Raw genomic sequence first — 25,647 nt, 5'->3', positions numbered from 1 at the left:
TGTACGACAACGTTATAAAAAAACCTCAAGGCTCGAAGGATTGCTCCTCGCCCTGAGGCTTTCGGATTTTCACTTAACCGACATGCTCTTTGGAGTCATTCGTCTCATACCACTCATCCAACACGCGGGATGACATGACACGGCTCGTAATATACTCCGATTGCTTCTCGGAGAACTGTTCTTTCCAATCAATCTCAAGCTCATCTGCGAGCTTCACGATTGTAAGCAGCTCTGACCAGGCGACATAACGTTTATACCAGAAAAACTGCGGGTGCTCAATCATATAAGGGTACAAGTCATCAAATTCGGTATGCTTGCAGTCGAGTGCACGTTCGAAATGAATTTTCGCGTCCGACAATTTGCTAATTAAGTAATCTGCTGTAAGTTTACCCATATTATGATGCCTCCCTCCATTACTTTATGAACATTATAAGGCAAATCAGAGCGCATGGAAAGATGCTGAATCTTGGTATTACTCGAAGCGGATCTTCCCGCCGTCCAAGGATGCAATCTTCACGAGCGACTCGACCCGAACTCCTTGCTCACGGATTGTACGAGCTCCGGATTGGAATGACTTCTCCACGACGATGCCAAGTCCTGCAAGCTTCGCGCCGGAGCGCTCGATAATCTTGATCAGGCCGCGCGCTGCATCGCCGTTCGCAATAATATCATCAATGAAGAGGACCGTATCATCCGCAGTCAAGAATTGACGGGAAACCATAATATCCGTTACAATTCCTTTCGTAAAAGAAGGCACGCGCTCGCAGTAAGCGTCCGGATCGGCGATCAGCGTCTTCTTCCTTCTTGCGAATACAAGCGGTACGCCAAGGGCGAGTGCTGTCGAGAACGCAACAGGAATGCCTGAGGACTCCACCGTAATGACCTTCGTAATCGGAGACTCGGCGTATAAACGCGCGAACTCCTTGCCCATCTCTTGCGTTAACAGCGGATCGACCTGATGATTAAGCAATGCGTCCAGCTTCAGGACGTCCTGATTAAGAATAGAAGCTTCGCGCAGTATGCGTTCTTTTAACAGTTCCATTCGCTAAACCTCCACCGTAAAAATCTTTTCCGTTAAAGTTACCATATGTACCCTGAACTCTGCAACTGACAGGCAGAAATTCACGAAACCAACGCAATTTCACTGCAACTTTTTTCCAAAATAAGCGTCTAAAAGGTTACCAGAATCGCGGCTGACCGCTTTTTAGGGCATAACGCACAGGTGGTGCTAATGTACATGGATCTTAATTCGAGAACCTTACTGAAAAAACCTGCTTTGACCGGAGCAGCTTGTCTTATCCTTCTAGCTCTGGCAGGCTGTCAGCTTAGCAGCGGTGATTTCTCACTCGGTAACAACGATGATTCCGTAGTAAGCCAAAGCAATTCTGCTTCTAATAATGAACACTCGGACAGCCCTCAGAAGGCTCTCGATACGAATATTACTACGGCTGCCGGCGAGACAGCGGCGAGTGGCGATGCGACAACGGTTGCAGACGCAACGACCGAGTCCACCTCCAGCGGATCGAAACCTGCGGCCAAATCGCCTGCGGCGAAGAACGAGAAGAAGTGGGACTCCAAAGCGCCGAAGCTGCATGGCATTGCAATCGGTGATGCTGGGGCCCTTTGGGACAGCAAGCTTGGCGCACCTTCTGACAGCTACACGATGGATGATGACACAGAGACCGTTTCTGTATCCGAATATTTGGCCTTCTCCGTTGGCTACGGTTCCGATAAGAAGGTTAAATTCGTCGAAATCTTCGACAAGAGCGCCGATACCGGCTTAAATGGCCTGCATGTTGGCGATAGTCAGAACGCGGCGATTAAAGCGCTTGGCAAGCCGGATATCCAAACCGCAAGCGTCCTCGCTTATCAAGGAACAGGCGCGCTGCTGAAGCTCGATCTTGACCCTCAGAATAACAAGGTCCTCTCCATCAAGCTGTTCTCAAATCCAAACTAGCCAGAGTGTAACGAGCGCTACGAACAGGATCGGCATCGTCAGCAGCAAGCCGAGCTTGCCGTACTCCCGCCAGGAGATCTCGATGCCGCCCCTGCGGAGCAGCTGCATCCACAGCAGCGTTGCGAGCGAACCGATCGGGGTCAGCTTGGCACCTACCGATGTGCCGAGCAAGCTCGCAAACGGCAAGTAATCAGGCCCTCCCGTATGCGAAATGGCGAGAGAGGACACAAGCACGGCTGGCAGATTATTCACCGCCGCGCTCAACAACGAGAAGACAAGCCCCGAACCCAGAATGCCCACGAACTCCCCATGCTGTACGAGAGGTTTTAGCAGCTCGGGGAACCACGATATTGCCCCATGCAAATATAAGCTGTAGACGATCAAGTTCATGGATAGAGCAAAGACGATAATGAGCCACGGCGTTTCACGAATCGTTCGCCGTACATTCCCTTGGCGAGCGAACATGCATGCCAGCCACTGAATGGCCGCACCTCCAAGTGCAATGACTGCCACCTGTACGTGCAGCCTCTCCGCAAGCAAATACCCCACCAGCATTGCACCCATGATGAGCCACGATAGAATGAACAGCGGCCTGCTGCCGATTACCGAAGCTGGCTCAGGAAACGACTGCGGCGCCTCCGATCTGTGCTCTTCCCTTCGAATGCTTTTGCCGAAGAAAGCTGCAGTTACAGCCACAGTGCCGACAATGGCGCTTAAGCCAGGCAGCAGCATCGTCCTTGCATACTCACCAAACGAGATATTGAAGAAGTCTGCGGTGAGGATATTGGTCAAGTTGCTCATCATAAGCGGCGCGCTTGCCGTATCTGCCATCAGTCCAACGCCCAGCAAAAATGCGATCCTCGTCTTCCGAGACAACGCGAGCAGCGAAGTGACCTCCAGCACGATCGGGATCATGATCAGAATGGTGCCGTCATTATTGAAGAAGATCGTGATGCTTGCTGCGAGCAAGCAGAGAAGAACCAGCAGCGTTAGCTGATGATGATGAAACCGGCGTACGATATGAAGCGCTGCCCAGCGGAAAAATCCGTTCGCATCGAGAAGCGAAGTAAATAACATAATGCCGATAAGCGAGAATGTCGCGTCCCACACGAAGCCCCATATATAGGCGGCATCCGCCGGAGCGAGCAGTCTTGCTGCGAATAATAGTAGTGCGCCTATGAGTGCCACTATGGCTTCATGAATGCCACGAGGCCGCCAAACAATAAGTGCAAGCGATGCGGAAAAGACGCTGACCGCAATTGCGATATTCATGTGAGCAGGATCAACTCGCTAACCTGTGATTATAGTCATGCCCGTCCCTCTTTGGACATACCTTGTTAATAAGTGTCGTAAGGGGAAATAGGAGGTCGTGGCTTAAATGATGAAACGGACGAGCAAAGTATTGCAAATTGCGTTTACGTATATGGGTACAATTGTAGGCGCAGGGTTTGCAACGGGCCAGGAAATTTTGCAGTTTTTTACGCGATTCGGCTTCCCTGGCGCGATTACCATCTTTCTGGCGACGCTGATGTTCATATGGTTAGGCGCCAAAATGATGCTGATCGCCAGCGATATCCGGGCCAAATCGTATGAGGATGTCAATAAAGTGCTGTTCGGCGAACGTTACGGACGATGGGTCAGCCATTTCATGCTGCTTGTCCTGTTCGGCGTCTGTGCGGTCATGCTCGCAGGCGCAGGAGCCATTTTCTCGGAAAATTGGAATCTGTCCTACCAGTCCGGCCTGCTTATTACGATCTTCGGCTGCTTTCTGCTGCTCCGCAAAGGGATGAAAGCCATTCTCGCCGTCAATGCGATCGTCGTGCCGGTCATGCTGTTGTTCACAGTGCTCATCATTATCGATACGGTTCAGACGCCCGGCTCAAATAGATGGCTGCTCCTTAGCAGTGATCATTCGATCATCTCGCTCTGGGCTTCGCCGTTCTTGTACGCTGCCTTTAACCTATCCATGGCACAAGCGGTGCTCGTTCCGCTCGGGGCGGAAATGCAGGACCGGAAGACGATCGTATACGGCTCTTGGGTCGGTGGAATCGGCATCGGCTTCATGCTCATTGCAGGTCATATCGCCTTGTCCGTCTACATGCCAGGCATCCAGCAGTACGCCATCCCAATGGGCGGTATTGCACGCCAGCTCGGACATGGCATCCAGTGGATTTATATTTTCCTCATCTTCGCGGAGATCTTCACGACGCTCATCGCGGACATTTACGGTCTTACTCTGCAGCTGCAGGAACGGCTCAAAGTCTCCCGGACGCTGCTCACCCTCATCACCCTTGCCTGCTGCTACGTCGCCAGTCAAATCGGCTTCGGCCCGCTGCTCTCAACGCTGTATCCGCTGTTCGGACTGATCAGCCTTGGATGGCTGGCGCTGCTTATTCGGCAGCGGCCGCCGCTTGGGGATTAGATTGTAAGAGCGGAAATAATAAGGCCTAGGCGGCGTAATTGAGAATAAAGAAAGCCAAGGCAGCTATGAAGAAAGTTCGATGGTTGCTGCATCTGGGATGCTCTCATACAAGGCATCTCGCATGTGTGCGTGACAAGTGAATAAGATGATCTGTCTGCGCTCGGCTATTTCTTTCAGAACCGCTGCGGAACCCACGAGTCTTCCATAGTCAAAATTGACAAGTGGATCGTCTAGAATGAGCGGCAAAGCGTGGACAGAGGAAGCCTCTTCCGCGAGTGCAAGACGCATCGCAAGATAGAGCTGCTCCGCGGTCCCCCTGCTCAAATATATACTTTCCACAATACGGCTGTCTTCCGTTTCCAGGGAGATGGCCTGTTTCTCTTCATGCAGCCAAATTCGCTTGTATTTCCCTCCCGACATCACGCTCAACATTCTAGATGCTTCGCGCAGCACTGCCGGCTGGCGCTGCTCCTCCATAATTCGCTTCGTCCGGCGAATCATCGCCATGCTGACCGATAACACAGCATAGCGGTCAACGAGCTGTTCCAGCGAGGCGGTCGTCTGCTCGCGATCCATCGTCAGCCGCTGCCTGTCACTGCTCTGAAGCAGCTGCTCCATTCGCTGCCGCAGCCGGCCGATATGCTCAAGAAGCTCCATACTGCGCGCTTCGTTCCGGCGCAGATCCTCCCCTGCCTCAACCTTCATTCGATCAAGCTGACTTTCGTCAAATTCCGCATACCAGCTCTCAAGTTGTTCACGCTGGTACAGAGATAAACCAGCGGTCAATTGAGCATCCAGTTTAAACAGAGCATTCTCAATCGCACCAAGCCGCTCTGAGCGCTCTAGTGCATCGAGCCATTCCAGTTCATTCGCTGCATGTGCAGCTTGGAACCATTGGAGCTGTTTGGCTGTCAGCTCTTCGGCAATCCTGCTCTGCTGCGAGAGCTGCATCTCTTGGTCAGCCAGCTGGCGCTGCAGCTCTTCCTTCCGCCTAGCCAGCAAGCTCTGGTTGTCCAGCTCTGCCTGCAGCAGCCGAAGCGCAGCGGTCGCATCGCCATGCGCCCGGTAGCATACGGCCGGGAATGCTTCCGCCAGCTGGAACACAGCTTGCTCGTAATCCGCAAGCTGCTCCTCCAGCCGCGCCGCCTTGCTTGCGGCGCGGTCGTAGGCTTGTAATCGAAGCTGCGCTTGCTCCGCGAGATCGTAGGATTCGAGGGCAGCTTCGGTCGTTAGCTCCGCCCGGAGCTGCCTTGTTTCAAGCCAATCGCGCCACTTGGCCGCGATTGCTTCAGCCGCTTCGGCCGCGTGCTCTGCCGCGGCTCGTGCGACATCATGCTGCGCGCGCAGCCGGGCTTGCCGGCGCGAGAGCTCGCGAGCGCGCTCCGCGGTGCCGGCGCTGGCGCGGAGCTCGTCCTGCCGCGCGTCGATCGCAGCGCGCAGGCGCGAGAGCAGCGGTGCCGGGTCAGCGGCGCCGGCGGTTGTGGAGCCGCGAAGCGGCATGTGCTGCGCTGCTGCGGCGGCTTCGCTGTGCGCCGCAGCCAGCGCCGGCGGCGGCGCTGCGCTCGCCGCGAGCAGGCCGTGCAGCAGCGGCTCGGGCTCGCGCGCGAGCTGCTGCAGCGCGGCCGCGACGCGCCGCTGCGCGGCTGCAAGCGGCTGCGCGTGCACCGCAGCCGCAGCCAGCGCTGGCGCCGCTGGCGCTGGCTCACGCCCGCGCCGCGCACGGCCCGGCTGCGCCGCCATGGCGCGCGCGCCTGCGGCCGCGGCTTGCGGCTGCCGCTGCGCCAGGCGCAGCAGCGGCGGCGCCGCCAGCGCAGCCGCCAGAACCCCGGCGGCTGCGGCCGCGGCCGGCCAGCCCGCCGCGGCAAACAAACCAGCGCCAGCGGCCGTCACTCCGCTGGCAATCCACCAAGCTGCGCTAGGCACAAGCCGCCGCGCAGCAGCAGCACCATCACCGCTTTGCGCGCGAACCTGCGCAAGCGCAAGCTCATGCCACGCTTCCTCGAACTGCCTGGAGGCGCTGCGCAGCGCCTCCAACGTCTGAGGAAGCAGCCCAATCTCATACTCCTGCTTCTCAGGGTCAGCGACACCGACGCTCAGCTCCAAGAGCTGCCCATCCGCTTCCCTCAGCTGTGCAGCGGAAGCGCGCAGCTCCGCTTCAGCTTGAGCGACCGTTCTCTCCCGCTCCTGCAGCGCCGCGCGGAAGTTTCGGACCGCTTCCCTCTCCGCGACACCCGATTGGAACGAACGCAGCGAAGCCTCCGTCCATTCCGGCGAAATCTGCGCGATTAACCGGCGCACAGCTTCCATATCCGCCCGAGCTTCTGCCGTCAGCTCGATGAGCGTGTGGCGCCCTGTGTTCATATTTTCCGCTGACAGCATCAGCGACTCGATCTCCGGCTTTCGCGACAACAGTTCGTCGTCGACGATCAACGCTGCGAATTCTCGCCGCTGCCGGTCAGCAAGTCCATTCCCCCCATCCAGCTCCTGCTTCACGCGATGAAGCTCCGCAGCAATAAGTTCCCAGCGGGATCGCGCATTCGCAGCAAGCTTAGGCGTGTCGCCAATTGCCGTCTGCTCATGGAGAAGCGCCGAACGCTCCAGCCATATCTCCCGCAGCTCGGCTGCCCGTGCAAGCAAATGCTCACGTTCGCGCAGCCCTGGCAGGATGCGCTCCACTTGTGCTTGCTCTCCTTCGGCTTCCGCGAGCTCCTCAGACAGCGTATTGTACGCTGCAATGCCGTCCTCCAGCTGTCTAAGCTGCGTCTCCGTCTCTTCCAGCGCTTTCACCAGCTTATTCATTTGCTGTGTGCTTCCGCGAGGGCGATACAGACTGTCCAGCTGTGCGGATAGCAGCTTCTCCGTCTTCGCGATAGCTCCGCCGCCATTCCAGCCGGCGTGATACAGCTGCTTGCCAAGCTCGTCCCCTTCGAGCATGCCGATTGCCTGCAGCTCTGAGAGCGTGATCGCGAACAGCTCCCGGAACAGCCGTTCATTGACGCCTCCAAGGAACATTCGCTCCCACTGCTGCTGCGTGAGCACATCCGCTCCAAGCGCTGCTCCATCGCCAGCGCTATCCGCTCGAACGTTGATTTTGCTCGATGCTTCGCCATAACGCGCCAATATATAGCGGGCTCCGTCCTCATTCTCTACGAACAGCCTTCCTCCATGCCTGCCGCCATTAACGGGCTCCAGCCGTTCTGCCGGATTCCCTTTGCTGGCGAAGCCGAACAGCATCGTGCGAATGAAGCCCATCATCGTGCTTTTGCCCGCTTCATTCTGCCCGTAGACGATCGTAACCGGCGCATCGAAGCGATAATTCCGGTCTCTCAGCTTCCCGAAGCCGTCGATATGTATGCCTCGCAGCCTCATACGCCATCGCCCCTTTCTTGCCCCGAGTCCTCGGTCTTCGCTCCTGCTTTCCCTAACGAGTCCGCCGTTTTATCTCCATCTTTGACTGCCGCATCCTCAAGCAAGAGCCCTGCAGCGAGCTCCCTTGCTCCTGCCAGCCACTGCCTTGAACGCTCATCCTGCCTGGACCGAACCAGCTTGCGCAGCCTCGCATTTGCATACAAAGGCTGCAGCGCTTCACTAACAAGCTCCTCAAGAGCGTCATCGTCATTCTCAATGGACATGCTGCTTCGAATGAGCTCGCCTGTGAAGCTGTCCTCTCTTCCGAGCAGCTCCAGATCCAGTTCAGCGCCTGAAGCGGTCTCAATTCGATAGATCCAACACCAAGGCTCGGAAGCGTTCCCTTGCCATTCATTAATCTCTGCGATCCGTTCTCGAATGCCCATGAGCAGCTCTTGCACGAAGGTCGCATCCGATAAACGATGATGCAGCGGTCCTCTGCCTTCCAAGCTCAATCTCAGCATGCTCGATCGTCTCTCACAGCCAGAAGCAGCCTCCAGAGCTGCCTTTTCCAATGTCATGAGCAATACTTGTTCCGATTCAATGCCAGCAATTTGAACAACAATGTTCTCCCATCTGACGGCATCGAGAGGGACGAACTTCAGCTCCGTCTCATAAGAAGCGGACACATCGACAATATAGCAGCCTTTTGCCCCCGTTTCCTTCGAATGTCTGCCCTGAGTGTTGCCTGAATAGACGACATGCGGATATGTATGTAGAACTGCTCGACCATGAATATGACCTAGCGCCCAATAGTGAAAACCAGAACCGGCAAGCTCGGATAAGCTGCATGGCGAGTAAGGGTCGTGCCCCTCCTGCCCGTCCACATTGCCGTGGAGCATTGCGATCTGATAGACGCCGCTTCCGCCGTCAGCCTCATATCTCGCAGCCAAATTTTCCGTAACCGACCTTGTGCCATAAGAGATGCCGTGTACATAAGCGGCAAGCTCCCCTGACTTCGTGTAAGCCGCTTCCTTCTCCACCTTCTCGGACCCATAGAAATGAACAGACTTCGGCCACTCTAGCTTTGCCCGCTGTCCTGAGAGTGGATCATGGTTGCCATGAATGACAAAAAGCTGCACACCTTTGGCGTGCAGCCTCTTCCACTCCCGCTGCAAATACAGTTGCGCACGCAGCGAGCGGTCCGCCGAGTCGTAGAGATCGCCTGCGATAACGACGAAATCTACTTCCTCCGACAGCGCCGTATCCACTAAATTTCTTACGGCTTGAAAGGTGGACGATTGGAGCGCTTCCCGCACCTCAGCTGGTGCATCCGTCAATCCGCGAAACGGACTGTCGACATGCAAATCGGCTGCATGCATGAAACGAAATGGAACTCCCATGTCCCTTATCCCCTCTATATAACGTTTATGATTCGACAGCACCTGGATTGATTTCGGTATATACTTGCTTCAACTGCGCGATAACACGCTGCAGCGAATAAGCTTTCTTCGCTTTATTCCACGCCGCTCTCGCCATGTTATAGCGGAAATCCGGATCCGATACGACCTTCTCCAGCGCATTGGCTAGCGCAGTCGGATTCTCAGGCTCAACAAGCAACCCATTGATGCCATCATCGATCTGCTCCGCGATACCGCCTACATTCGTTCCGACAAGGGCGAGCCAGCAAAGCGCTGCCTCCGCGAATACCGATCCGAACGCCTCAGCCCGCGATGGGAGCACGAAGACGTCGAAGAACGGCATGAACTCCTCCGGATGCAGCATATAGCCGTAAAAAATAATGTCGTCATACAAATTTAACTGCTGCGCCAGCAGCTCGAGCTCAGGTCTTATCGGTCCGTCGCCGATAATATGAAGAACGAATGGCTGCCCGCGTTCCTTCAGCTGTGCGCAAGCGCGAAGCAGAATATCGAGCCCCTTCGCAGGAACGAGGCGGCAAACCGTGATGAGCTGTACTACCGCGTTTTCGTGGGAAATCGGTTTGAACCGCTTCTCATCAAACCCGTTCGGGATGACGACAATGCGGTCTGCATCTTGCACATATGGACGCATGTAATTGCGGAATGATTCCGATGCGGTCAGGATCCGTTCAGCCTTCGTTTCAATCTCCCGGTAGAGCGACGTGAGAAACTTGTGCTCCATGCCGCCTTCGGCGATTTTGCCATTCAGGACCAGCTCTCGTTCATAGCTGGAGTGGATCGTCATGACGAGCGGCGTATCCGGGAAAATCTGCTTCATGACAAGCGCAGGAATCGGATGATGCGCGTGAATGAGATCGAATTTCTTGTTGTTCAGCCGCAGCTTCGTCCACCAGACGTAATCGCGGTATGTTTGCAGATATTTATCAATAATAGGATTGCCCTCATAATTGCTTATATCAAATGTGTCGAAAGAGACGCTTTCTTGACCTTTGCCGCGAACTCGCTTCGGCAGCGAGAACAGTTCCATCGGCCAGCCGATCTTGTTAAAACGCTCTTGAATGTAGGGAACCATTGAGGACACGCCGCCCGGTTGCTCCGGTGGAAAAAACAGTGCCTGCAAAATATTCATGTGCCCGCGAACCTCCTCAACAAACCTGCAATATACTTCTCGACCTGCAAAAAACATGATATACTAGAACATATGTTTCTGTAAAGCTGATGGATCGGTCAAAATGCCCCATACCGCACCGTGCGTCTACTCTCATGATTAGGTGGTTCAAACATGACATTTGTTCACTGGCTCGCCGGACAAGCCGGTCAAACCTTCGCATCCGCTTGCGTGATGACGATTCTCGTGCTCATGCTCTTCATGGCCATGAAGCTGTACAAGAGCTATAGGCGAAATCAGACGCATCTTGTGCTCATAATCGTGCTTCCGCTCATCATCATCCAGAACGGCGTATTGATCAGCCTCTCCGATCCTGAATGGTCCGCTTCACCTTACTTACATATTGGGTACTCGTTTGTCAGCTTGCTTTCTTTTATTATTATAAACTTTGTTTTCATGAAATTATATACCGGCCCTGCCTCAAGATTAAAGGGCATGCCTTTCTTCTTAATGGCAATTGGCCTCGTAGTTGTTACCGCAGCTCAGATTGCGTATAAGCCTGAGATGCTGAGCGGACCGATCGCCCCAGGCGGTGTTGATCTGCTCGCGCTTGATTTCTACGGACTGATACTGAACTTTATCATTCTGCTCAATCTGCGCGGCGTTGACCAACGGATCAATTATCAGACCAGTCTGATCGTCTATTTCGTTTACCAGCTCTCGGATATGGCTGACAGCTACGTGTTTCACGGCGAGAAGCCGATGCTGCTCATCTTCATTCATTTGCTGCCTATCGTCTATTATACGCTCCTGTTCCTGCTCCTGTTCGAATGGGTGCTTGAACGGCTGATGATGACGTTCCAATCTTCGATTACCGACGGTTTAACAAGCTTGTACAACCGGCGTCATTTCAATAAGAAGGCAGAGCAGCTGCTCCGAGACATGAAACGGATCGCGATCATCTTCTGCGATATCGACAACTTCAAGAAGCTGAACGATACGCAGGGCCATCATAAAGCAGACAACGTTCTGAAGCAGGTCGCTGAGATAATTAAAGAAGAGACAGCCGGTATCGGCACAGCGGGACGGTATGGCGGCGAAGAGCTGCTAGGTCTCATCGCGGCGCCTGGCGTTAAGCCAGAAGATGTTGCGGAAGCCATCCGCAGCCGAGTCGAGAAAGAAACGATGGTCACGATCAGCGTCGGCGTCAGTATTTCCCGTGAGGGCACTTCGATAGCCGAGATCGTCAGCCAAGCGGACGAAGCGATGTACCAGTCCAAAACGACCGGCAAGAACAAAGTAACGCTGCACCCGTCTGTATCACAGAAACGCCCCCGTTCAGAGAGCGAAGGTTCGAAGCGAAGCAAACAAGCTTAAATTTATAGTATGCATCAGTTAAAGTCGCTTTGTCAGCCACAGTCAGTGGCTGGCAGTGCGACTTTTATCATTATAAACGGAAAATGAGAAGCGCTCCATTCAGAAATACCGCCGCGTTTCTCTTGCTGAGAGTCGGATTTTCCGTCTCTCGGAACAGAATTTCTGCTGTTTTGCGACTGAGAATCGTGTTTTCCGACTCTCAGGACTTCAACCAATCAATTTCGGCGGGACTTGGATTCTGAGAGTCGGATTTTCCGCCTCTCCTTTCAGAACATCGGCTGTTTTTGGGACTGAGAGTCGTGTTTTCCGACTCTCAGATTTCGTCGTGGCTCTAAGGGTAATCAAGCCGGCCTCAACGGTGCAACACCCGATTATCCAAACCTCAAACGAAATAAAAACCAAACCGCCCATGAATAAGGGCTGTTTGGTTTTACTCCAATTTCTACTTATAAGGAATCGGGTCCTTCATCCCCGCTTCCGCGAAGCCCTTCAAGCGCAGTCTGCAGCTATCGCACTCGCCGCAAGCTTCAGGTTCGCCGTTGTAGCACGACGTTGTCAGATGGTAAGGAACGTCCATCCGCATGCCTTCTTTGACAATATCTGCTTTCGTCAAGCTGATCAGCGGCGTCTCAATCGAGATTGGCTTACCTTCTACGCCGATCTTCGTTGCAATCGCGATAACCTCTTCTACTTTTGCAATAAACTCTGGGCGGCAGTCCGGGTAACCGCTGTAATCGAGCGCATTCACGCCGATGTAGATGGCTTCAGCGCCTACTGTCTCTGCGAACGAAGTCGCGATCGACAAGAACAACAGGTTACGGCCTGGCACATACGTCACTGGGATCTCGCCCGCTTCGTCCGGTACAGGGTCTGTGCCGACTTTCGGAACGTCAATGCTGTCATCGGTCAGCGCGCTGCCGCCGAAGTCACGCAGGAAGCCGAGCTCAACAAGTCTGAAACGATCGCTGACGCCGTAGTGTTCCGCAACCGCACGCGCATTGTTCAATTCGATTTTATGGCGCTGGCCGTAGTTAAACGTAATCGGGTACAGCTCGTAGCCCGCTTCTTTTGCATATCCCATGCAAGTTGTACTATCCAAACCGCCGCTTAGAATTACGACTGCTTTTTTCATATGATTACACACCTCTCTGTGCCGGATCCCAAATGATTTTGTGCAGCTGCATATTCAGCTTCACGCCGGTGAGTCCGCTCGCCAGCATCTTCTCTACAAGTCGTGCCGGCGGCATTGATTCCCAAACGGGGCTGAATAACGCAAGTGCCTTCGTCGGATATTTCGCTAACGTCTCTACTGCTGCATCGAAGTCGCGATCGCTTGCGATAACGAACTTTACCTCGTCCTGCTCGCGCAGAAGGGAGAAGTTCTCGTGAATCATCGCTTCATTTTCACCCGAGTCCGGCAGTTTGTAGTCCATAATGTATCGCGCTTTGGGCGATGCAATGTCTTGAAGGAATGGAGCTAAGTCAATCGCACCGTTCGTCTCCACATGCACGTCCTTGATTCGTTCAATATTGCATAGCGCCTGCAGCAGCTCACCTGAACGGTTGCCGTACAGGAGCGGCTCGCCGCCAGTCATGCATATATGCTCCGCTTTATACTTCTGCTCGACTTCGGCAACAATATCCTCGATGGTCATTGTAAACTCCGCTTCGGCCGGCGGATAGCTGTACTTCGTATCGCACCAGACGCAGCGCAGGTTGCACCCGAACAGACGTACAAAAACGGTCGGGAACCCGGCACGTGTGCCTTCGCCTTCGACCGTTTCAAAAATTTCTACCATAGGCAGACGAATCGAGCGTTTCTCCTGCTCTGTCGCGTTAACCGGCATGCTCGTCAGCCTCCATCAGTTCACGAGTGACGGCCGCATAGCTGGTTGGCGTTTCCCATAGACGAATTTCTTCAATCCGGATATCCGGGTAATGGCCTTCCTCCACGAGCGCTTCATGGATCTGTTCATAAATCCAGACGACCATGTTCTCCGCTGTCGTGTTCATCGGAGGCAGTACCTCGTTCAAGTAACGATGGTCCAGCTTGTCGATCACACGCTCTTTGGCGATGCGCTTCATATCGGCAAAATCAATTGTTAACCCGCGTTTATCCGTCTTCCCGGACATGATCGTTTGAAGTTTATAAGTATGGCCGTGCAAGCTCTTGCACTTGCCTTCGTATAAATGCAAATGATGCGCACTATCAAAAGTAAATTCCTTCGAAACGAGCACCCGGCGGTTATGATACCGAAGCTGCTGTTCTTCAATATCGGTCCCGAACTGCTGAATATGCTTCGGAATCTCGTAAGTCACGTTTCACACCTTCTCCTTTATGCAATTGCAATATGAAATTATAACACAACTTGCCTTACACGGAAAGATGTCCATTCAAAACAGTGACCGCTTTCCCCGAAATAAGAATTCGGCTGCCTACGACGGCAAGCTTCAGCTCACCGCCGCGTGCGGAAGCCTGATAAGCAAGCATATCATCCTTGCGCAATTTGCGCTGCCAATACGGAGCAAGCGCGCAGTGTGCAGAACCGGTTACCGGGTCTTCCTCGCAGCCAGTTGCCGGATAGAACGCCCGCGAGACAAAATCATATTCGCTGCCGCGGTTCGCCTTGCTCGTTACTATAACACCTCGAGCTTCTACGCGAGAGAGCATCGCGAAGTCTGGCTGCAATGTCCGGACCGTATCTTCGCTGTCGATCTCAACGAGGTAGTCGATCCGATTTTTCGAAACAGCTCTCGGAATGAGGCCCAAGCCCTGAATAAGCTCCTCCGGCGCGGTCACAGGTACTGCTGGCTCTGCCGGGAAATTGAGCATAATGCCTTCAAAAGAAAGGTCTGCTGTGAGCAGCCCGCTTAGTGTATGGAATCTCGCCTGGCTGTTCGTTGGCAGATGGCCGCTCTCCCATAAGTAATGCGCGCTCGCCATCGTCGCATGACCGCACAGGTCCACCTCGACCGTAGGCGTAAACCAGCGAAGCGAGTAGCTGCCGTCTTCTCGAGGAACGACGAAAGCTGTCTCCGACTGATTCATTTCAGAGGCCACTCGCTGCATCCATGCCGCATTCCGCCCCTCTTGCAGCAGGCACACTGCAGCTGGATTCCCTTTGAACGGCTCGCTCGTAAAAGCATCAATAAGCGCAATTGGAATGTTCATGTCCGGCTTTTCCTCCTTATCAGAAAATGCCGAGCCCGGCTAGACCAGTTCGGCATCGTTCCATGCTACGCCTCCGTCGGCGTGAGCGCATTCTGTTTCTTCTTCCGATTCACGATAATAATCCCGCTGCTGACAAGTGCAAGCGCGCCAAGTACGGCAGCCGAAATCGGCTCGTTCAGGAAGAGCGCGGATTGCAGCACGCCGAATACGGGAATGAGGAACAAGTACATCGAGACGCTGCCAACCTGATTGTACTTCATGACATTGTTCCAGAGCGTGAATGCGAGTGCCGATACTAGTGCGAGGTGCAGCAGCATCAGAAGCGCGATTCCGTCAAAATGAAACGGCGTCAAGCCCGTGTTCCAAGCAGCAATTACGCAGAGCATAATGCCCCCGAGCAGCATTTGATATCCGTTAATATACGAGATGCTGTAGGATGCAGAAGCCTTCCTGGACAGCAGATTGCCGCATGCGTTAAACAATGTAGCCGCCATAAGAAGAACTTCGCCTAAGGAGAAATGGAGGCCAGAGTTGCCATCATGCTTGGATAGTCCTAGCACGAGCAAGCCGACAAAGCCGACGATGAGTCCGAGCCCTTTTGCCCCGTTAATCCGGTCGTTCTTGTATAGAAAATGCGCGATGACAATCTGAAAGAACGAGATTGTGCCGGCGATAACCGCACCTACAACGCCTGCGCTCTTGGACAGACCTGCATAGAAAAACGTATATTGCAGTACGGTTTGCAGCAGCGCGATGGTCGTTACCATGCCTCCGCTGCCTCGCTGATAGTCCAGCCGTTCCCGTCTAATGAGCATATACAGCAGAATAAGCAGTCCTGCCAGTGTGAAGCGATATCCAGCGAACAGGATCTGCTCCAATGTGTCTCCGGAGCCAATGCCGAGCCTCTCGTAGCTCAGCTTAATAAACGGATAAGAGCTCCCCCAGAGCAAAGTTGCGCTGATAGAAGCTCCGATAATGCCTAGCGGATGTGTAAAAAATTTGGCTGCGTTCATAACGATATTCGTTTCTCCTTCTTCGGTGCAGGCAGCCACTTTATGTGAAACTTCTATTGCTCTTCAATGGGGATGAGCAGTTCAACCTGCTCTTCTTCCAAATGCTCGTCAATATAAAAAATTTCAAGGGAAACTGCATTTTCCCGTCTCGTCAGCCGCTGCTCGTTCATCCATGCCGCAAGCTGTTCATAGCCTTCACCGATTCGTTTATTTGTGCAAGCGGCCATCGCATAGGTGCGCTGCGGAATTGTAAATTGCACCATGCCTGGCGGCACCTGCTCCAGATGGGGCACCTCAAAGCAAGCCCAATATGTAGCAAATACTTCGTTGCCGAAATACGGACTGTAAAGCACTGTCGTCTTTACGTCTCCTTCAATCTCATGCTTACGCTGCAGAAAAGCGCTTTGCAGAAGTATCGCCTCGTCCGGGAAAGACGAATAAGGACCGCAATAGCTAATTCCAACCATGTTCAAGGCAGGCTTCGTAACCAATGTGCAATTATCCATCGCGAATAACCTCCTGCAAAGTTTGATGTAGAAGCTAAAGGTTAACCCGTTATCAGTTTACCATGATCGCGAGCTTGTTTGGTATCTATTTGTTGGCATTTATATTTATAAAAAGTAAAGGCGGACCGGTATAAAACAAGAATGACAGCACCGCTAATGCTATAATGATAATCATCTTGTCCCTTTCCATAATCAAACATTCTTTCTGCCTTTTATTCGATATAGTTCTTTTGAATCCCTTGCTGATTAGAATCAATCTTTATCATGAATCTTAAAGGAGAGATCCCATGGAAACAACCGAATTCAACAAAACACTTGAAAGCAGTCGCTTAATCCTACGACGAATCACACTCGACGACGCAGAGGACATTTTTGACTATGCAGTCGATGCGCAGGTTTCAAAATACACTTCTTGGGAGCAGCATCGAGCGATCGAGGATACGCATTCATTTATTCATTTTACGATGCAAAAATACGAGAACAATCAGCCAAGTGATTGGGGAATCATCGAGAAGAAGACGAATAAGCTAATAGGTGCGTGCGGGTGGGTCTATATCAACGAGAACCATGGTCGGGCAGAAATTGGTTATGTGCTCTCGCGAAAGTACTGGAATCAAGGCTATATGTCTGAGGTTGTGAACCAGATTCTGGGTTTTGGGTTTGGTGAGTTGGATCTGAATCGAATCGAAGCGAGATGTTTCGCGGAAAATACCGCCTCTGAGCGTGTCATGCAAAAGACTGGCATGCAATACGAAGGTCTTCTGAGAGAGCAAATGATTGTCAAAGGCAGGAAAGTCGATATCAAAATGTACTCCATTCTGAAGAGGGAATTGCCCATCACCGAATAGTTTCAAGTCGCAAAAAAAGGTGACACCAGAAGCATCGCTTCCGTGTCACCTTTCTTCATTTCGTATTAACGTTTAACCGATCCGTGCGGATCGATAACGAACTTCTTCGATACGCCGCGATCGAATTCCATGTACGCATCCGGTGCTTGGTCGATCGAGATCAGCGTCGCGTTAACCGCTTTTGCGATTTGTGCTTTGCCGCTCAAGATCGCAGTCATCAGCTCGCGATTGTATTGCATAACCGGAGTTTGGCCAGTTACGAATGTGTGGGATTTTGCCCAGCCGAGGCCGAAGCGGATCTTCAGCGTGCCGACTTTTGCATCATCGTCCACCGCACCCGGGTCGCCTGTTACATACAGACCTGGGATACCGAGGCGGCCGCCAGCGCGCGTAACTTGCATGATGGAGTTCAGCACCGTTGCTGGCGCTTCACCGTGAGCATGACCGTGACCGTGCGCTTCGAAGCCTACGCAGTCCACGGCGCAGTCCACTTCAGGAACACCAAGGATTTGGTCGATTTGCTCGCCCAGGTTCGGATGCTCGCGAAGGTTGACCGTTTCGCAGCCGAAGCTTCTCGCTTGCGCCAGACGCTCGCTGTTCAGATCACCGACGATAACGACTGCAGCGCCGAGCAGTTGAGCGGAGTGCGCAGCAGCAAGACCTACAGGGCCTGCGCCTGCGACATACACTGTCGAACCCGGCTTCACACCGGCGCTAACGGCGCCATGGTAGCCCGTTGGGAAAATATCCGACAGCATCGTCAGATCGAGAATTTTCTCCAATGCACGCTCTTTATCCGGGAACTTCAGCAGCTGGAAGTCTGCGTAAGGAACCATAACATATTCAGATTGGCCGCCGACCCAGCCGCCCATATCGACATAGCCGTAAGCGGAGCCTGGACGATCCGGATTCACGTTCGTACATACATTCGTATTACGCTCGCGGCAGTTCCGGCAGCGTCCGCATGCGATATTGAAGGGAACGGAGACCAGATCGCCTTTTTTAATAAACTCAACGTCGCGTCCTACTTCAATAACTTCACCTGTAATCTCGTGACCGAGCACGAGCCCGCTTGGAGCTGTCGTCCGGCCGCGCACCATATGCTGATCGCTTCCGCAGATGTTTGTCGTAATAACTTTAAGGATAACGCCGTGTTCACATTTTCTGCCAACATTGAGTGGATTAACGCCTGGCCCATCTCGCAAAATCAAATCAGGATACGAGATATCCCGTACTTCAACCTTGCCGGGTTCCACATAGACTACCGCACGATTCCCTGCCATTAGTCAGCCTCTCCTCTTTCAATGAAATGAAAACTGCTTGTTCACACTCCCCATTGTAATCGCTTCCAGATTGAAAAGCTATCCTGATTTACTAAAATATGACCTTCATGAAAAAAGAAGCCGCCAACCTGGCAGCTTCTCTGAATACTCGGCTTTGGAGTAAAGCATCAATCATTTTAGTTAAGTTTGAATCCTTGCAGCATCTCATTCAGATCCTCCGCAAGCCTGCGAAGCTCCATCGTCGACGACGATATCTCCTCCATTGTCGCAAGCTGCTCTTCCGTCGCGGCGGAGTTGTTCTGGCAAGATGCGGCCACTTGATTGCTTGCTTCAGCAACGGATTGCGCCATTCCAACTACTCGTCGTCCCGACTCCGAAAGCTCGCTGGTCGTCTGCGAAATGTCGCTCACTTGCGTGGACACCGCCTCGATGCTAGCTTCAATCGACTGGAACATATGGTTCGCCTGCTTCGTACGCACAAGCCCGCTTGCCGCTTGCGCCGACACGGTCGTCATACCAGCAGCCGCCTGGCTTACGCGAAGGCGAACATCTTCTATGAGCTCGGTAATTTGCTGCGCGGACAGCTTGGACTGCTCCGCGAGCTTCCTAATTTCAAGAGCGACTACCGCAAAGCCCCGCCCATGCTCGCCTGCCCGAGATGCTTCAATTGATGCGTTAAGCGCTAGCAGATTGGTACGGTTCGCGACCTCAGTAATCATCTCCGTAATCCCACCAATTTGCTGCGACTGCCGCTCGAGAAGCTGCATGACTTCCGTCGTTTCACGCACCGTATGATGAATCGTCTCCATCTCGTGCAGCATTTCGTTTACTGAGATGGCGCCTTGCTTAGAAGCATCCGATGCAGATGAAGCAAGCTTCGCTACTTCCCCGTTACCGGTCGATACGCCACTGATATCCTCCGACATCTGCTTGATTGCCCGAATGGCCTCTTCGAGCTGTTCCTGCTCTTGATCCGCACGGACAGAGATGAACTGCGTCGCCTCTACGATGTGCTCGGTGGCACGAGTCGTCTGTTCCGCACTTGCACTCAGCTGCTCGGAGGAACCCGCGACCTGATTTGCGGTACTTACTGCTTTGGTCAGAATGGTCCTCAAGTTGGCAAGCATCTTATTGAAGGCAGTTGCCAGATCGGCCAGCTCGCCTTTCGACCGAATCGTCAGCTCCGTGCTTAGATCCCCGCGGCCTTCGGCAATTCCATGGAGCTGGCGGTTGATGACTTTAAGCGGCTTCACAATCGAACGAGTGAGCAAAATGCCAAGAATAGCAGCGAGGAGCAGCGCAGTGCCCACGAGGAATGCCATAATCATATTCTGCATATCTGCTTCCTTCTCCCGCTGTTTCTTATCGCCGTCAAGCTCCTGGCTGATGCTTGTGATCATCTGACTATTCAGCGTATCCATGGATTTTCGAGCATCACGCTCATCGCCGAAGTGAAGCGCATATGCCTCCTGAACCTTTCCTTGTGCCATCAAAGCTCTTGCCTTAACGCTATCGGCGAAGAATGGATCATAGTCTGTTTTCAGCTGCTCGATCTGCTTCCGATTCTCATCTGTTAAGGTTGGGTTCAGCAGCATCGCGTTCATAATCTCTCTAGCTTCCTTATCCTTCGCAGCAATTTCATCGAGGTAGGTTTGCTCCTTCGTTAGCAAATACCCGCGCTCATCATTCGATATGCCGACAATCTTGTATTGAAATTCCCGTAATTGGAGTTGAACCGCATTGTCCTGCAGCATTTCAGTATAGGCCGCTCTTGTGTTATTCGTATGATCCCATGCAAAATACCCAAGTACAGCCATCAACACAATAATAAAGGCAAAACAACTAAGCAGCTTCGTTCTAATTTTCATTATATAGCCCCCCTTATTTGTTTTGAGCAATACTGGAAATGTCGGTATATTCTGACTATTGCTCCTAAATGTGAAGAAAGGATCCAAGTAACGAACGTTACTGGATCCTCATCTTTTTAGCTGGCTGGTTCAACTTAAGCAAATCGGCAAATTGGGCGGCTTCTAATGGTCGGCCGAGCAAGTAGCCTTGCATCGTACTGCATCCGTAACGTCGCAGCAAGCCGAACTCCGCTTCCGTCTCAACACCTTCAGCAATGACTTCTAGCTTCAAGTTCTCCGCCATTGTAATAATCGTATGGACAATTGAAGCGTTCACGCTGTGCGTGTCCATCTTCTTCACGAATGACTGATCTACCTTTAACTTATCTATCGGCAGTTCGCTCAAATAACTTAGGGAGCTATATCCGGTTCCGAAGTCGTCAATTGCGATCGATACGCCAAGACGCTTTAAGTTCTTCAGCATGTACAATGCATGATGTTTGTTCATCGTCATGCTCTCAGTAATTTCAACGACCAGATACTTGGGGTCAAGCCCTGTTTCTCTAAGAATATTTTCAATCCGTTCAATAATCTTGCCATCATTAAATTGTTGTGTGGAAAGGTTAACAGCGACCGGGATTTTCATCAGCCCTTCATCCTGCCAACGTTTATTCGTCCGGCAAGCTTCGAGCAGAACCCATTCACCGATCGCGTGGATTAAGCCTGTTTCCTCAGCAATCGGGATAAAATCCGCAGGCGATACGCGTCCGAGCTCCGGACTTTGCCAACGGATTAAACACTCCATGCCTTTAATTGTCCGATCCATTCCGTTAAAAACAGGCTGGTACTGCAAATAAAACTCTTCCCGGTCGATTGCTTTACGCAGTCTGCGCTCAATCTCCATCTTGCGATGAATCTCTTCCTGGAAGCGCGCTTCGTAGAACTGAATCCGGTTGCCGCCTTCAGTCTTCGCGATGTTCATCGCCATATGTGCATAGCGGATAATGTGCTCGATATTCGTATGATTCGCTGGAAATTGACTGATGCCGAGGCTTGATGTCATGTGAATCTCGAGTCCGTCCAATATGATAGGTTGACGTATCGAATTGAGCAGACGCTCTGCATGTTGTTCAATCATATCGAAGGAGGCGCCTCCCATGATACAAATGAACTCGTCGCTGCCTGCGCGAATAATCGTCGTATCTGCAGAGGCAAACCGCTTTAACCGTCTGGCCATGAGCTGAAGCAGCGAATCGCCTTTCTCATGCCCCATAGAGTCGTTAATTTGTTTGAAATGATCGAAGTTGAAGAAGAGTACAGCAAACTGTCCAAACTTCACTTTCGCACGATCCATCTCAGTCAGAAGCTGATTCTGATTCGGGAGTCCCGTCAATTGGTCATGATTCAGAAGAAATTGAATCTTCTCTTCCATCCGCTTCCGCTCTGTCACTTCGAAGGTGACCGCAATAATTTCTTTGACGATGCCATTCACGCGTACGGGACGAGCTACGGTCGTAAAATGATACTTCTGCCATTCGGTATCGTAGCTCACACAATCTTCGCCATTCCATGTTCGAGTGAGATGCTCCACATGGAGCTCCAACAATTCGGCAGGTAGAATATGATTAAGCGGCTGTCCGACGAGACCTTGGTCCATTTGCCCAAATCGAGTTAAGAGCTCGCCTTTGCAATCCGTAAGATTGAATCGGTCATCCCGTTTGATTAATGCGCAATAAATGCCATTTAGCTGCTGCATCGCCCGGTTCAACTCTTCGTGAATCGAATGCTCGGACGCTAGACATCCCGTCATAAACTCTAGCAGCACCTTCATCTCATGGTTGACGAGATCTTCTTGATCGATCGTTTTCCAGAACGGTTTGGACTCGATTGCAGCATGGCAGCGAAGAAGAAATTCTTCTTCCATCTGTTCGTGGACTGGATATTGGAACAAGCTGTCTTTATGAAAAAAATCAGCAGCGCCTTTTGCAAGCGCCGCAATTGCAGGGGAAGCCCCTTCATCGGTATAGCTGCTTAGCATGATGACCGGCAGCGGATCATCGACCATGATCTGGCTGAGTGCGGATAATCCATCCAGCACCGGCATTTCAATATCCATGGTAACGAGGTCAGGGCGCATGACCTTTAATCGCTCAAGCGCCTCTTGACCATTTGATGCAGTTCCCATTACCCATAGTTTTGGGTCTCTCTCGATAAGCCTGCTAATCATCTGCCGCATGACGGCAGAATCATCGACGACGAGCACGCCGTATTGTGCAGGCTTATCGACCAAGTCCAGAAGTCTACGCATGTATGGTATCCCAACCCCTTGACCGGAGCATTTTTTCCAGCTTAAGTACAATGACAAGCTGCTCGTCTGTTTTGCAAATGCCGCCGATGTATTGATCGGAGATCATCGTAACATCCTTCGGCGGCGGTTCAATCTGGCTATGTGTAACATGAATGACTTCACGCACACGGTCAACGAGAATACCGATATCGCGGCCATCCTCGTTCAGAATGATGACGCGTGATTGCTGATCCGGCTCGGAGCCCCGCATCCCGAGACAGGATTTGATATCGATAACCGGCAGCAGATCGCCGCGCAGGTTCGTCAGGCCAAGCACTTCCGCTGGTGCGTTCGCCATCCTCAGTATGGATGGAACTTTAATAATCTCTTTGGCCTGATTGATATCAAGCGCGTAATGCTCGTCTTCCAAATCGAAGGTGACCAGCTTCACTTTTCGTCCAGTTGCTTTCTGTTCGCCTGCATTCGTCTTGCTGATCGTTGCACCGGAGTCGCGAATGACGGCGTTCACATCCAGAATAAGCGCAATGCGGCCGTCGCCCATAATGGTAGCGCCAGATACGTACGCGACTTGTCCCAAGTAGTTGCCAAGCGATTTCATTACGATCTCTTGATTCGCCACCAGCTTGTCGACATAGAGACATACACGTTTCTCGGCAAGTCCAATCATAACTGCATAACCCTTCGACTCGCTGTCATTCTCGACAGTGCCAAGTCTTCTGTGCATCCGTACAAGCGGCAATATTTCGCCGCGAACGACGCAAACCTCTTCGCTGTTCACGATTTGAATATCTTCCGGCGTGAGGCGGAATGTCTCCACAACGTTCGTCAGCGGAATCGCAATCGTATGCTTGCCGAGCTGGACAAGGAGCGAACGGGAGATGGCGAGCGTAAGCGGCAGCTTAATCGTGAAGACCGTGCCTTCGCCCGCAGTCGTCTCAATATTGATAATGCCGTTCAGCTTCTCGATATGGGAGCGTACGATATCCATGCCTACACCGCGGCCAGAGAGCTCCGTCACTTTGTCCGCTGTGGACATACCCGAGTGGAAGATCAAGGCGATAATCTCTTTATCCGTTAACGAATCCGCCTCTTCCGCACCGATGAATCCTGTCTGAACCGCCTTCTGCTTAATCCGGTTCAAATCAATGCCGCGGCCGTCATCGGCAAGCGTAATGACGATTGCATTCTCTTGATGGCTTGCACGCAGGAGGAGGTTACCTTTACGGTTCTTGCCAAGCTTCTCCCGTTCATCCGGCGGCTCAAGACCGTGGTCGATCGCATTGCGGATAATATGGATAAGCGGATCGCTAATCTCTTCAATCAGTGTACGGTCAAGCTCCGTTTCTTTGCCTTCCACATGGAACGTCACTTCTTTGCCAGCCTGCTCCGCAACGTCGCGAACCATACGAGGAAAACGGTTAAACAGCTGTTCAATCGGCATCATTCGCGTCTTCATTGTGCCTTCTTGCAGCTCTGCAACGACGCGGCCTAGATGGTCCGTAATTTCGCCGAGCAGCAGCGTTTCCGACTCTTGCTTGAAGCGCTCCTCGAAGCGTCTGCGCACTTCGCGAATCCGTGTGTTGTCGATGATCAACTCGCCGACCAGGTTCAGCAGATGCTCCAAGCGGTTGACGTCTACGCGAACCGTTTGCTGAATTTGTACCTTCGCATCGGATTGACCTGCTGCGCCTTGGTCCACGCTTGCTTGCTGTGCGATGTTTGATGCCGGAGCTGCTGCAGCCGTTGTTTGTTTATTCACTGAAACAACGGACGGTTTGGAACCGATTTGAACGCCGCCGCCAGCTTGCAGATGCTTCACGGTGAAGCTCTCGATCTGCGATGCTTCCTCAACTTTGCGCACAATTTGCGTTTCACCGTGCGATGTTGCGAGCATGAAATGGATCGGGCCAGCGGTCAGCAGCTGTTCCTGCTCCCACATGCCGATTTCCGGGGATGTCGCGATCACTTCACCGAGCTCGCCCAAGTTGCGCAGAATGACCATTGCTTTTACCGTAGGCATCTCAACATCAGACGCGAGCGTCACGCTGATCTCATACGAATGGAGCCCCTCAGTTAGCTTCTGAGCTTTAGCAGCAAGCACGGTCTCGCTCCAGCCATCATACAGCGCCTGCTCCTGCACCGATGTCGCTTTCGCTTGCTCAGCTGCTGCAGCATTCGCCACCAGTGATTCTTCCGCAGGCTGATCGTTCATAATGCCGTTCAGCAGCTCGATGAGCGTCTCGATCGGCTCATCATTGAAATCGCCTTTGCGCAGCGTCTCTTTCTTCGCTTTCAAGTAGTCAATGCACTTGAACAGCACATTAATCAGCGGCTTGCTCGTCTGCAGCCTGTTCTGACGCAGCAGCTCGAACACGCTCTCGACTTTATGCGTCACTTCCTTCATCGACTGAAAGCCCATTGCAGCGGAAGAGCCTTTCAGCGTATGCGCTGCCCGGAAGATCGTCTGAATCGTCTCCGGAGAATTGCCTCCGTTCTCGAGCTCCAGAATCGACTCATCCAATACTTGCAGCTGCTCCTCAAGCTCATCTAGAAAAACACTTAAGTATGTAAGCGCGAATGATTCATTCATGATAGACTTCCTCCAGTGTTCAAGATAGACGGCAAATGCAAGATACTGACAAGCTGGTCATTGATTTTCCCGATGCCTGACAAGTTGCCTGCTTGCGCTCCGCCTATCCCATCTGTAGTCGGCAATATTTCTGAGAAAAACGCGACTTGCTCGACCCGGTCAACATACAGCCCCACCGGCTCGCCTTCTGGTGTCTGGACGATTACGATGCGGGAGGATGCCGTCGAGTGGCTTTCCATCATGCGAAACTTCGAGCGAAGCCCGATAACCGGAACGATGGTGCCGCGCAAATTAATGACGCCTTTCACATGTGCCCTAGCGGCTGGTATCTCGGTGATTGGCATATCTTTAATAATTTCTTGAATGTCTGTAATCGGAAGTGCAAACTTCTCCTCATTCAACCCTACTACGATGTAATTGGCCACC

General features: G+C 52.5%; 21 protein-coding genes. 4 read left to right on the top strand and 17 right to left on the bottom strand.

From position 1 onward, the window contains the following. Positions 1-73 precede the first annotated feature (73 nt). Together A8990_RS14260 and A8990_RS14255 are read right to left on the bottom strand one after the other, a co-directional pair. Positions 74-394, bottom strand: a complete 321-nt coding sequence (locus A8990_RS14260; RefSeq protein WP_116189707.1) for a hypothetical protein — start codon at positions 392-394, stop codon at positions 74-76. Positions 395-472: 78 nt separating this feature from the next. Next, the gene (locus tag A8990_RS14255) at positions 473-1,042 is read right to left on the bottom strand and encodes a xanthine phosphoribosyltransferase (RefSeq protein ID WP_116189706.1); all 570 of its coding nucleotides are present in this window, start codon (positions 1,040-1,042) and stop codon (positions 473-475) included. Positions 1,043-1,237: 195 nt separating this feature from the next. On the opposite strand from A8990_RS14255, the gene A8990_RS14250 reads away from it, so the two are divergent. After that, on the top strand, positions 1,238-1,957 hold the full coding sequence (locus A8990_RS14250; protein ID WP_116189705.1) for a hypothetical protein: 720 nt from the start codon (positions 1,238-1,240) through the stop codon (positions 1,955-1,957). On the opposite strand, the gene A8990_RS14245 is transcribed toward A8990_RS14250, so the two are convergent. After that, positions 1,943-3,229: an ArsB/NhaD family transporter gene (locus A8990_RS14245; RefSeq protein WP_116189704.1), complete on the bottom strand. Its 1,287-nt coding sequence runs from the start codon at positions 3,227-3,229 to the stop codon at positions 1,943-1,945. The two genes, A8990_RS14250 and A8990_RS14245, sit on opposite strands and share 15 nt — an antisense overlap. A gap of 106 nt (positions 3,230-3,335) precedes the next feature. On the opposite strand from A8990_RS14245, the gene A8990_RS14240 reads away from it, so the two are divergent. Then, the gene (locus A8990_RS14240; RefSeq protein WP_116189703.1) at positions 3,336-4,379 is read left to right on the top strand and encodes a YkvI family membrane protein; all 1,044 of its coding nucleotides are present in this window, start codon (positions 3,336-3,338) and stop codon (positions 4,377-4,379) included. Positions 4,380-4,442: 63 nt separating this feature from the next. Here the strand turns inward: A8990_RS14240 and A8990_RS14235 are convergent, their stop codons facing one another. From A8990_RS14235 to A8990_RS14225, 3 genes are read right to left on the bottom strand one after another with little or no spacing between them, the layout of a single operon-like run. Continuing rightward, the gene (locus A8990_RS14235; protein WP_116189702.1) at positions 4,443-7,748 is read right to left on the bottom strand and encodes an AAA family ATPase; all 3,306 of its coding nucleotides are present in this window, start codon (positions 7,746-7,748) and stop codon (positions 4,443-4,445) included. Then, positions 7,745-9,130, bottom strand: a complete 1,386-nt coding sequence (locus A8990_RS14230; RefSeq protein ID WP_116189701.1) for a metallophosphoesterase family protein — start codon at positions 9,128-9,130, stop codon at positions 7,745-7,747. Before A8990_RS14230 ends, A8990_RS14235 begins: the two co-directional genes overlap by 4 nt. Positions 9,131-9,155: 25 nt before the next feature. Further along, positions 9,156-10,298: a glycosyltransferase family 4 protein gene (locus A8990_RS14225; protein WP_116189700.1), complete on the bottom strand. Its 1,143-nt coding sequence runs from the start codon at positions 10,296-10,298 to the stop codon at positions 9,156-9,158. 153 nt (positions 10,299-10,451) lie between these two features. Here A8990_RS14225 and A8990_RS14220 point away from each other — a divergent pair, with 153 nt between their 5' ends. After that, positions 10,452-11,654 (top strand): GGDEF domain-containing protein, encoded by a 1,203-nt coding sequence (locus A8990_RS14220; protein WP_116189699.1) that lies wholly within the window; start codon positions 10,452-10,454, stop codon positions 11,652-11,654. Positions 11,655-12,096: 442 nt separating this feature from the next. Here A8990_RS14220 and queC read toward each other — a convergent pair whose 3' ends face one another. The 6 genes from queC to A8990_RS14190 all read right to left on the bottom strand — a co-directional run bounded on the left by queC (position 12,097) and on the right by A8990_RS14190 (position 16,345). Then, positions 12,097-12,786 (bottom strand): 7-cyano-7-deazaguanine synthase QueC, encoded by a 690-nt coding sequence (gene queC / locus A8990_RS14215; RefSeq protein WP_116189698.1) that lies wholly within the window; start codon positions 12,784-12,786, stop codon positions 12,097-12,099. Between the two features lie 4 nt (positions 12,787-12,790). Then, positions 12,791-13,501, bottom strand: a complete 711-nt coding sequence (locus tag A8990_RS14210) for a 7-carboxy-7-deazaguanine synthase QueE (protein WP_116189697.1) — start codon at positions 13,499-13,501, stop codon at positions 12,791-12,793. Beyond that, on the bottom strand, positions 13,491-13,973 hold the full coding sequence (gene queD, locus A8990_RS14205; protein ID WP_116189696.1) for a 6-carboxytetrahydropterin synthase QueD: 483 nt from the start codon (positions 13,971-13,973) through the stop codon (positions 13,491-13,493). Before queD ends, A8990_RS14210 begins: the two co-directional genes overlap by 11 nt. A gap of 55 nt (positions 13,974-14,028) precedes the next feature. Then, positions 14,029-14,826, bottom strand: a complete 798-nt coding sequence (locus tag A8990_RS14200; RefSeq protein WP_116189695.1) for a PhzF family phenazine biosynthesis protein — start codon at positions 14,824-14,826, stop codon at positions 14,029-14,031. Positions 14,827-14,891: 65 nt separating this feature from the next. Beyond that, positions 14,892-15,839: a DMT family transporter gene (locus tag A8990_RS14195; RefSeq protein WP_116189751.1), complete on the bottom strand. Its 948-nt coding sequence runs from the start codon at positions 15,837-15,839 to the stop codon at positions 14,892-14,894. 53 nt (positions 15,840-15,892) lie between these two features. Continuing rightward, on the bottom strand, positions 15,893-16,345 hold the full coding sequence (locus A8990_RS14190; RefSeq protein ID WP_116189694.1) for a GyrI-like domain-containing protein: 453 nt from the start codon (positions 16,343-16,345) through the stop codon (positions 15,893-15,895). A 287-nt stretch (positions 16,346-16,632) separates the two neighbouring features. On the opposite strand from A8990_RS14190, the gene A8990_RS14185 reads away from it, so the two are divergent. Next, complete coding sequence (locus tag A8990_RS14185) at positions 16,633-17,193, top strand: GNAT family N-acetyltransferase (protein WP_116189693.1); 561 nt, start codon at positions 16,633-16,635, stop codon at positions 17,191-17,193. A 65-nt stretch (positions 17,194-17,258) separates the two neighbouring features. On the opposite strand, the gene fdhA is transcribed toward A8990_RS14185, so the two are convergent. The 5 genes from fdhA to A8990_RS14160 form a co-directional block, all read right to left on the bottom strand. After that, positions 17,259-18,476 (bottom strand): formaldehyde dehydrogenase, glutathione-independent, encoded by a 1,218-nt coding sequence (gene fdhA, locus A8990_RS14180; RefSeq protein WP_116189692.1) that lies wholly within the window; start codon positions 18,474-18,476, stop codon positions 17,259-17,261. A 176-nt stretch (positions 18,477-18,652) separates the two neighbouring features. Then, the gene (locus tag A8990_RS14175) at positions 18,653-20,344 is read right to left on the bottom strand and encodes a methyl-accepting chemotaxis protein (protein ID WP_116189691.1); all 1,692 of its coding nucleotides are present in this window, start codon (positions 20,342-20,344) and stop codon (positions 18,653-18,655) included. 97 nt (positions 20,345-20,441) lie between these two features. Continuing rightward, complete coding sequence (locus A8990_RS14170; RefSeq protein WP_116189690.1) at positions 20,442-22,631, bottom strand: EAL domain-containing protein; 2,190 nt, start codon at positions 22,629-22,631, stop codon at positions 20,442-20,444. Next, complete coding sequence (locus A8990_RS14165) at positions 22,624-25,221, bottom strand: chemotaxis protein CheW (protein WP_116189689.1); 2,598 nt, start codon at positions 25,219-25,221, stop codon at positions 22,624-22,626. Before A8990_RS14165 ends, A8990_RS14170 begins: the two co-directional genes overlap by 8 nt. Next, the gene (locus tag A8990_RS14160; RefSeq protein WP_116189688.1) at positions 25,218-25,646 is read right to left on the bottom strand and encodes a chemotaxis protein CheW; all 429 of its coding nucleotides are present in this window, start codon (positions 25,644-25,646) and stop codon (positions 25,218-25,220) included. Before A8990_RS14160 ends, A8990_RS14165 begins: the two co-directional genes overlap by 4 nt. Position 25,647: the final 1 nt, after the last annotated feature.

It is taken from the genome of Paenibacillus taihuensis (genome assembly GCF_003386535.1).
Taxonomy (GTDB): Bacteria; Bacillota; Bacilli; order Paenibacillales; family Paenibacillaceae; genus Paenibacillus_Z; species Paenibacillus_Z taihuensis.
This window is presented reverse-complemented; position numbering and strand designations above follow the sequence as displayed.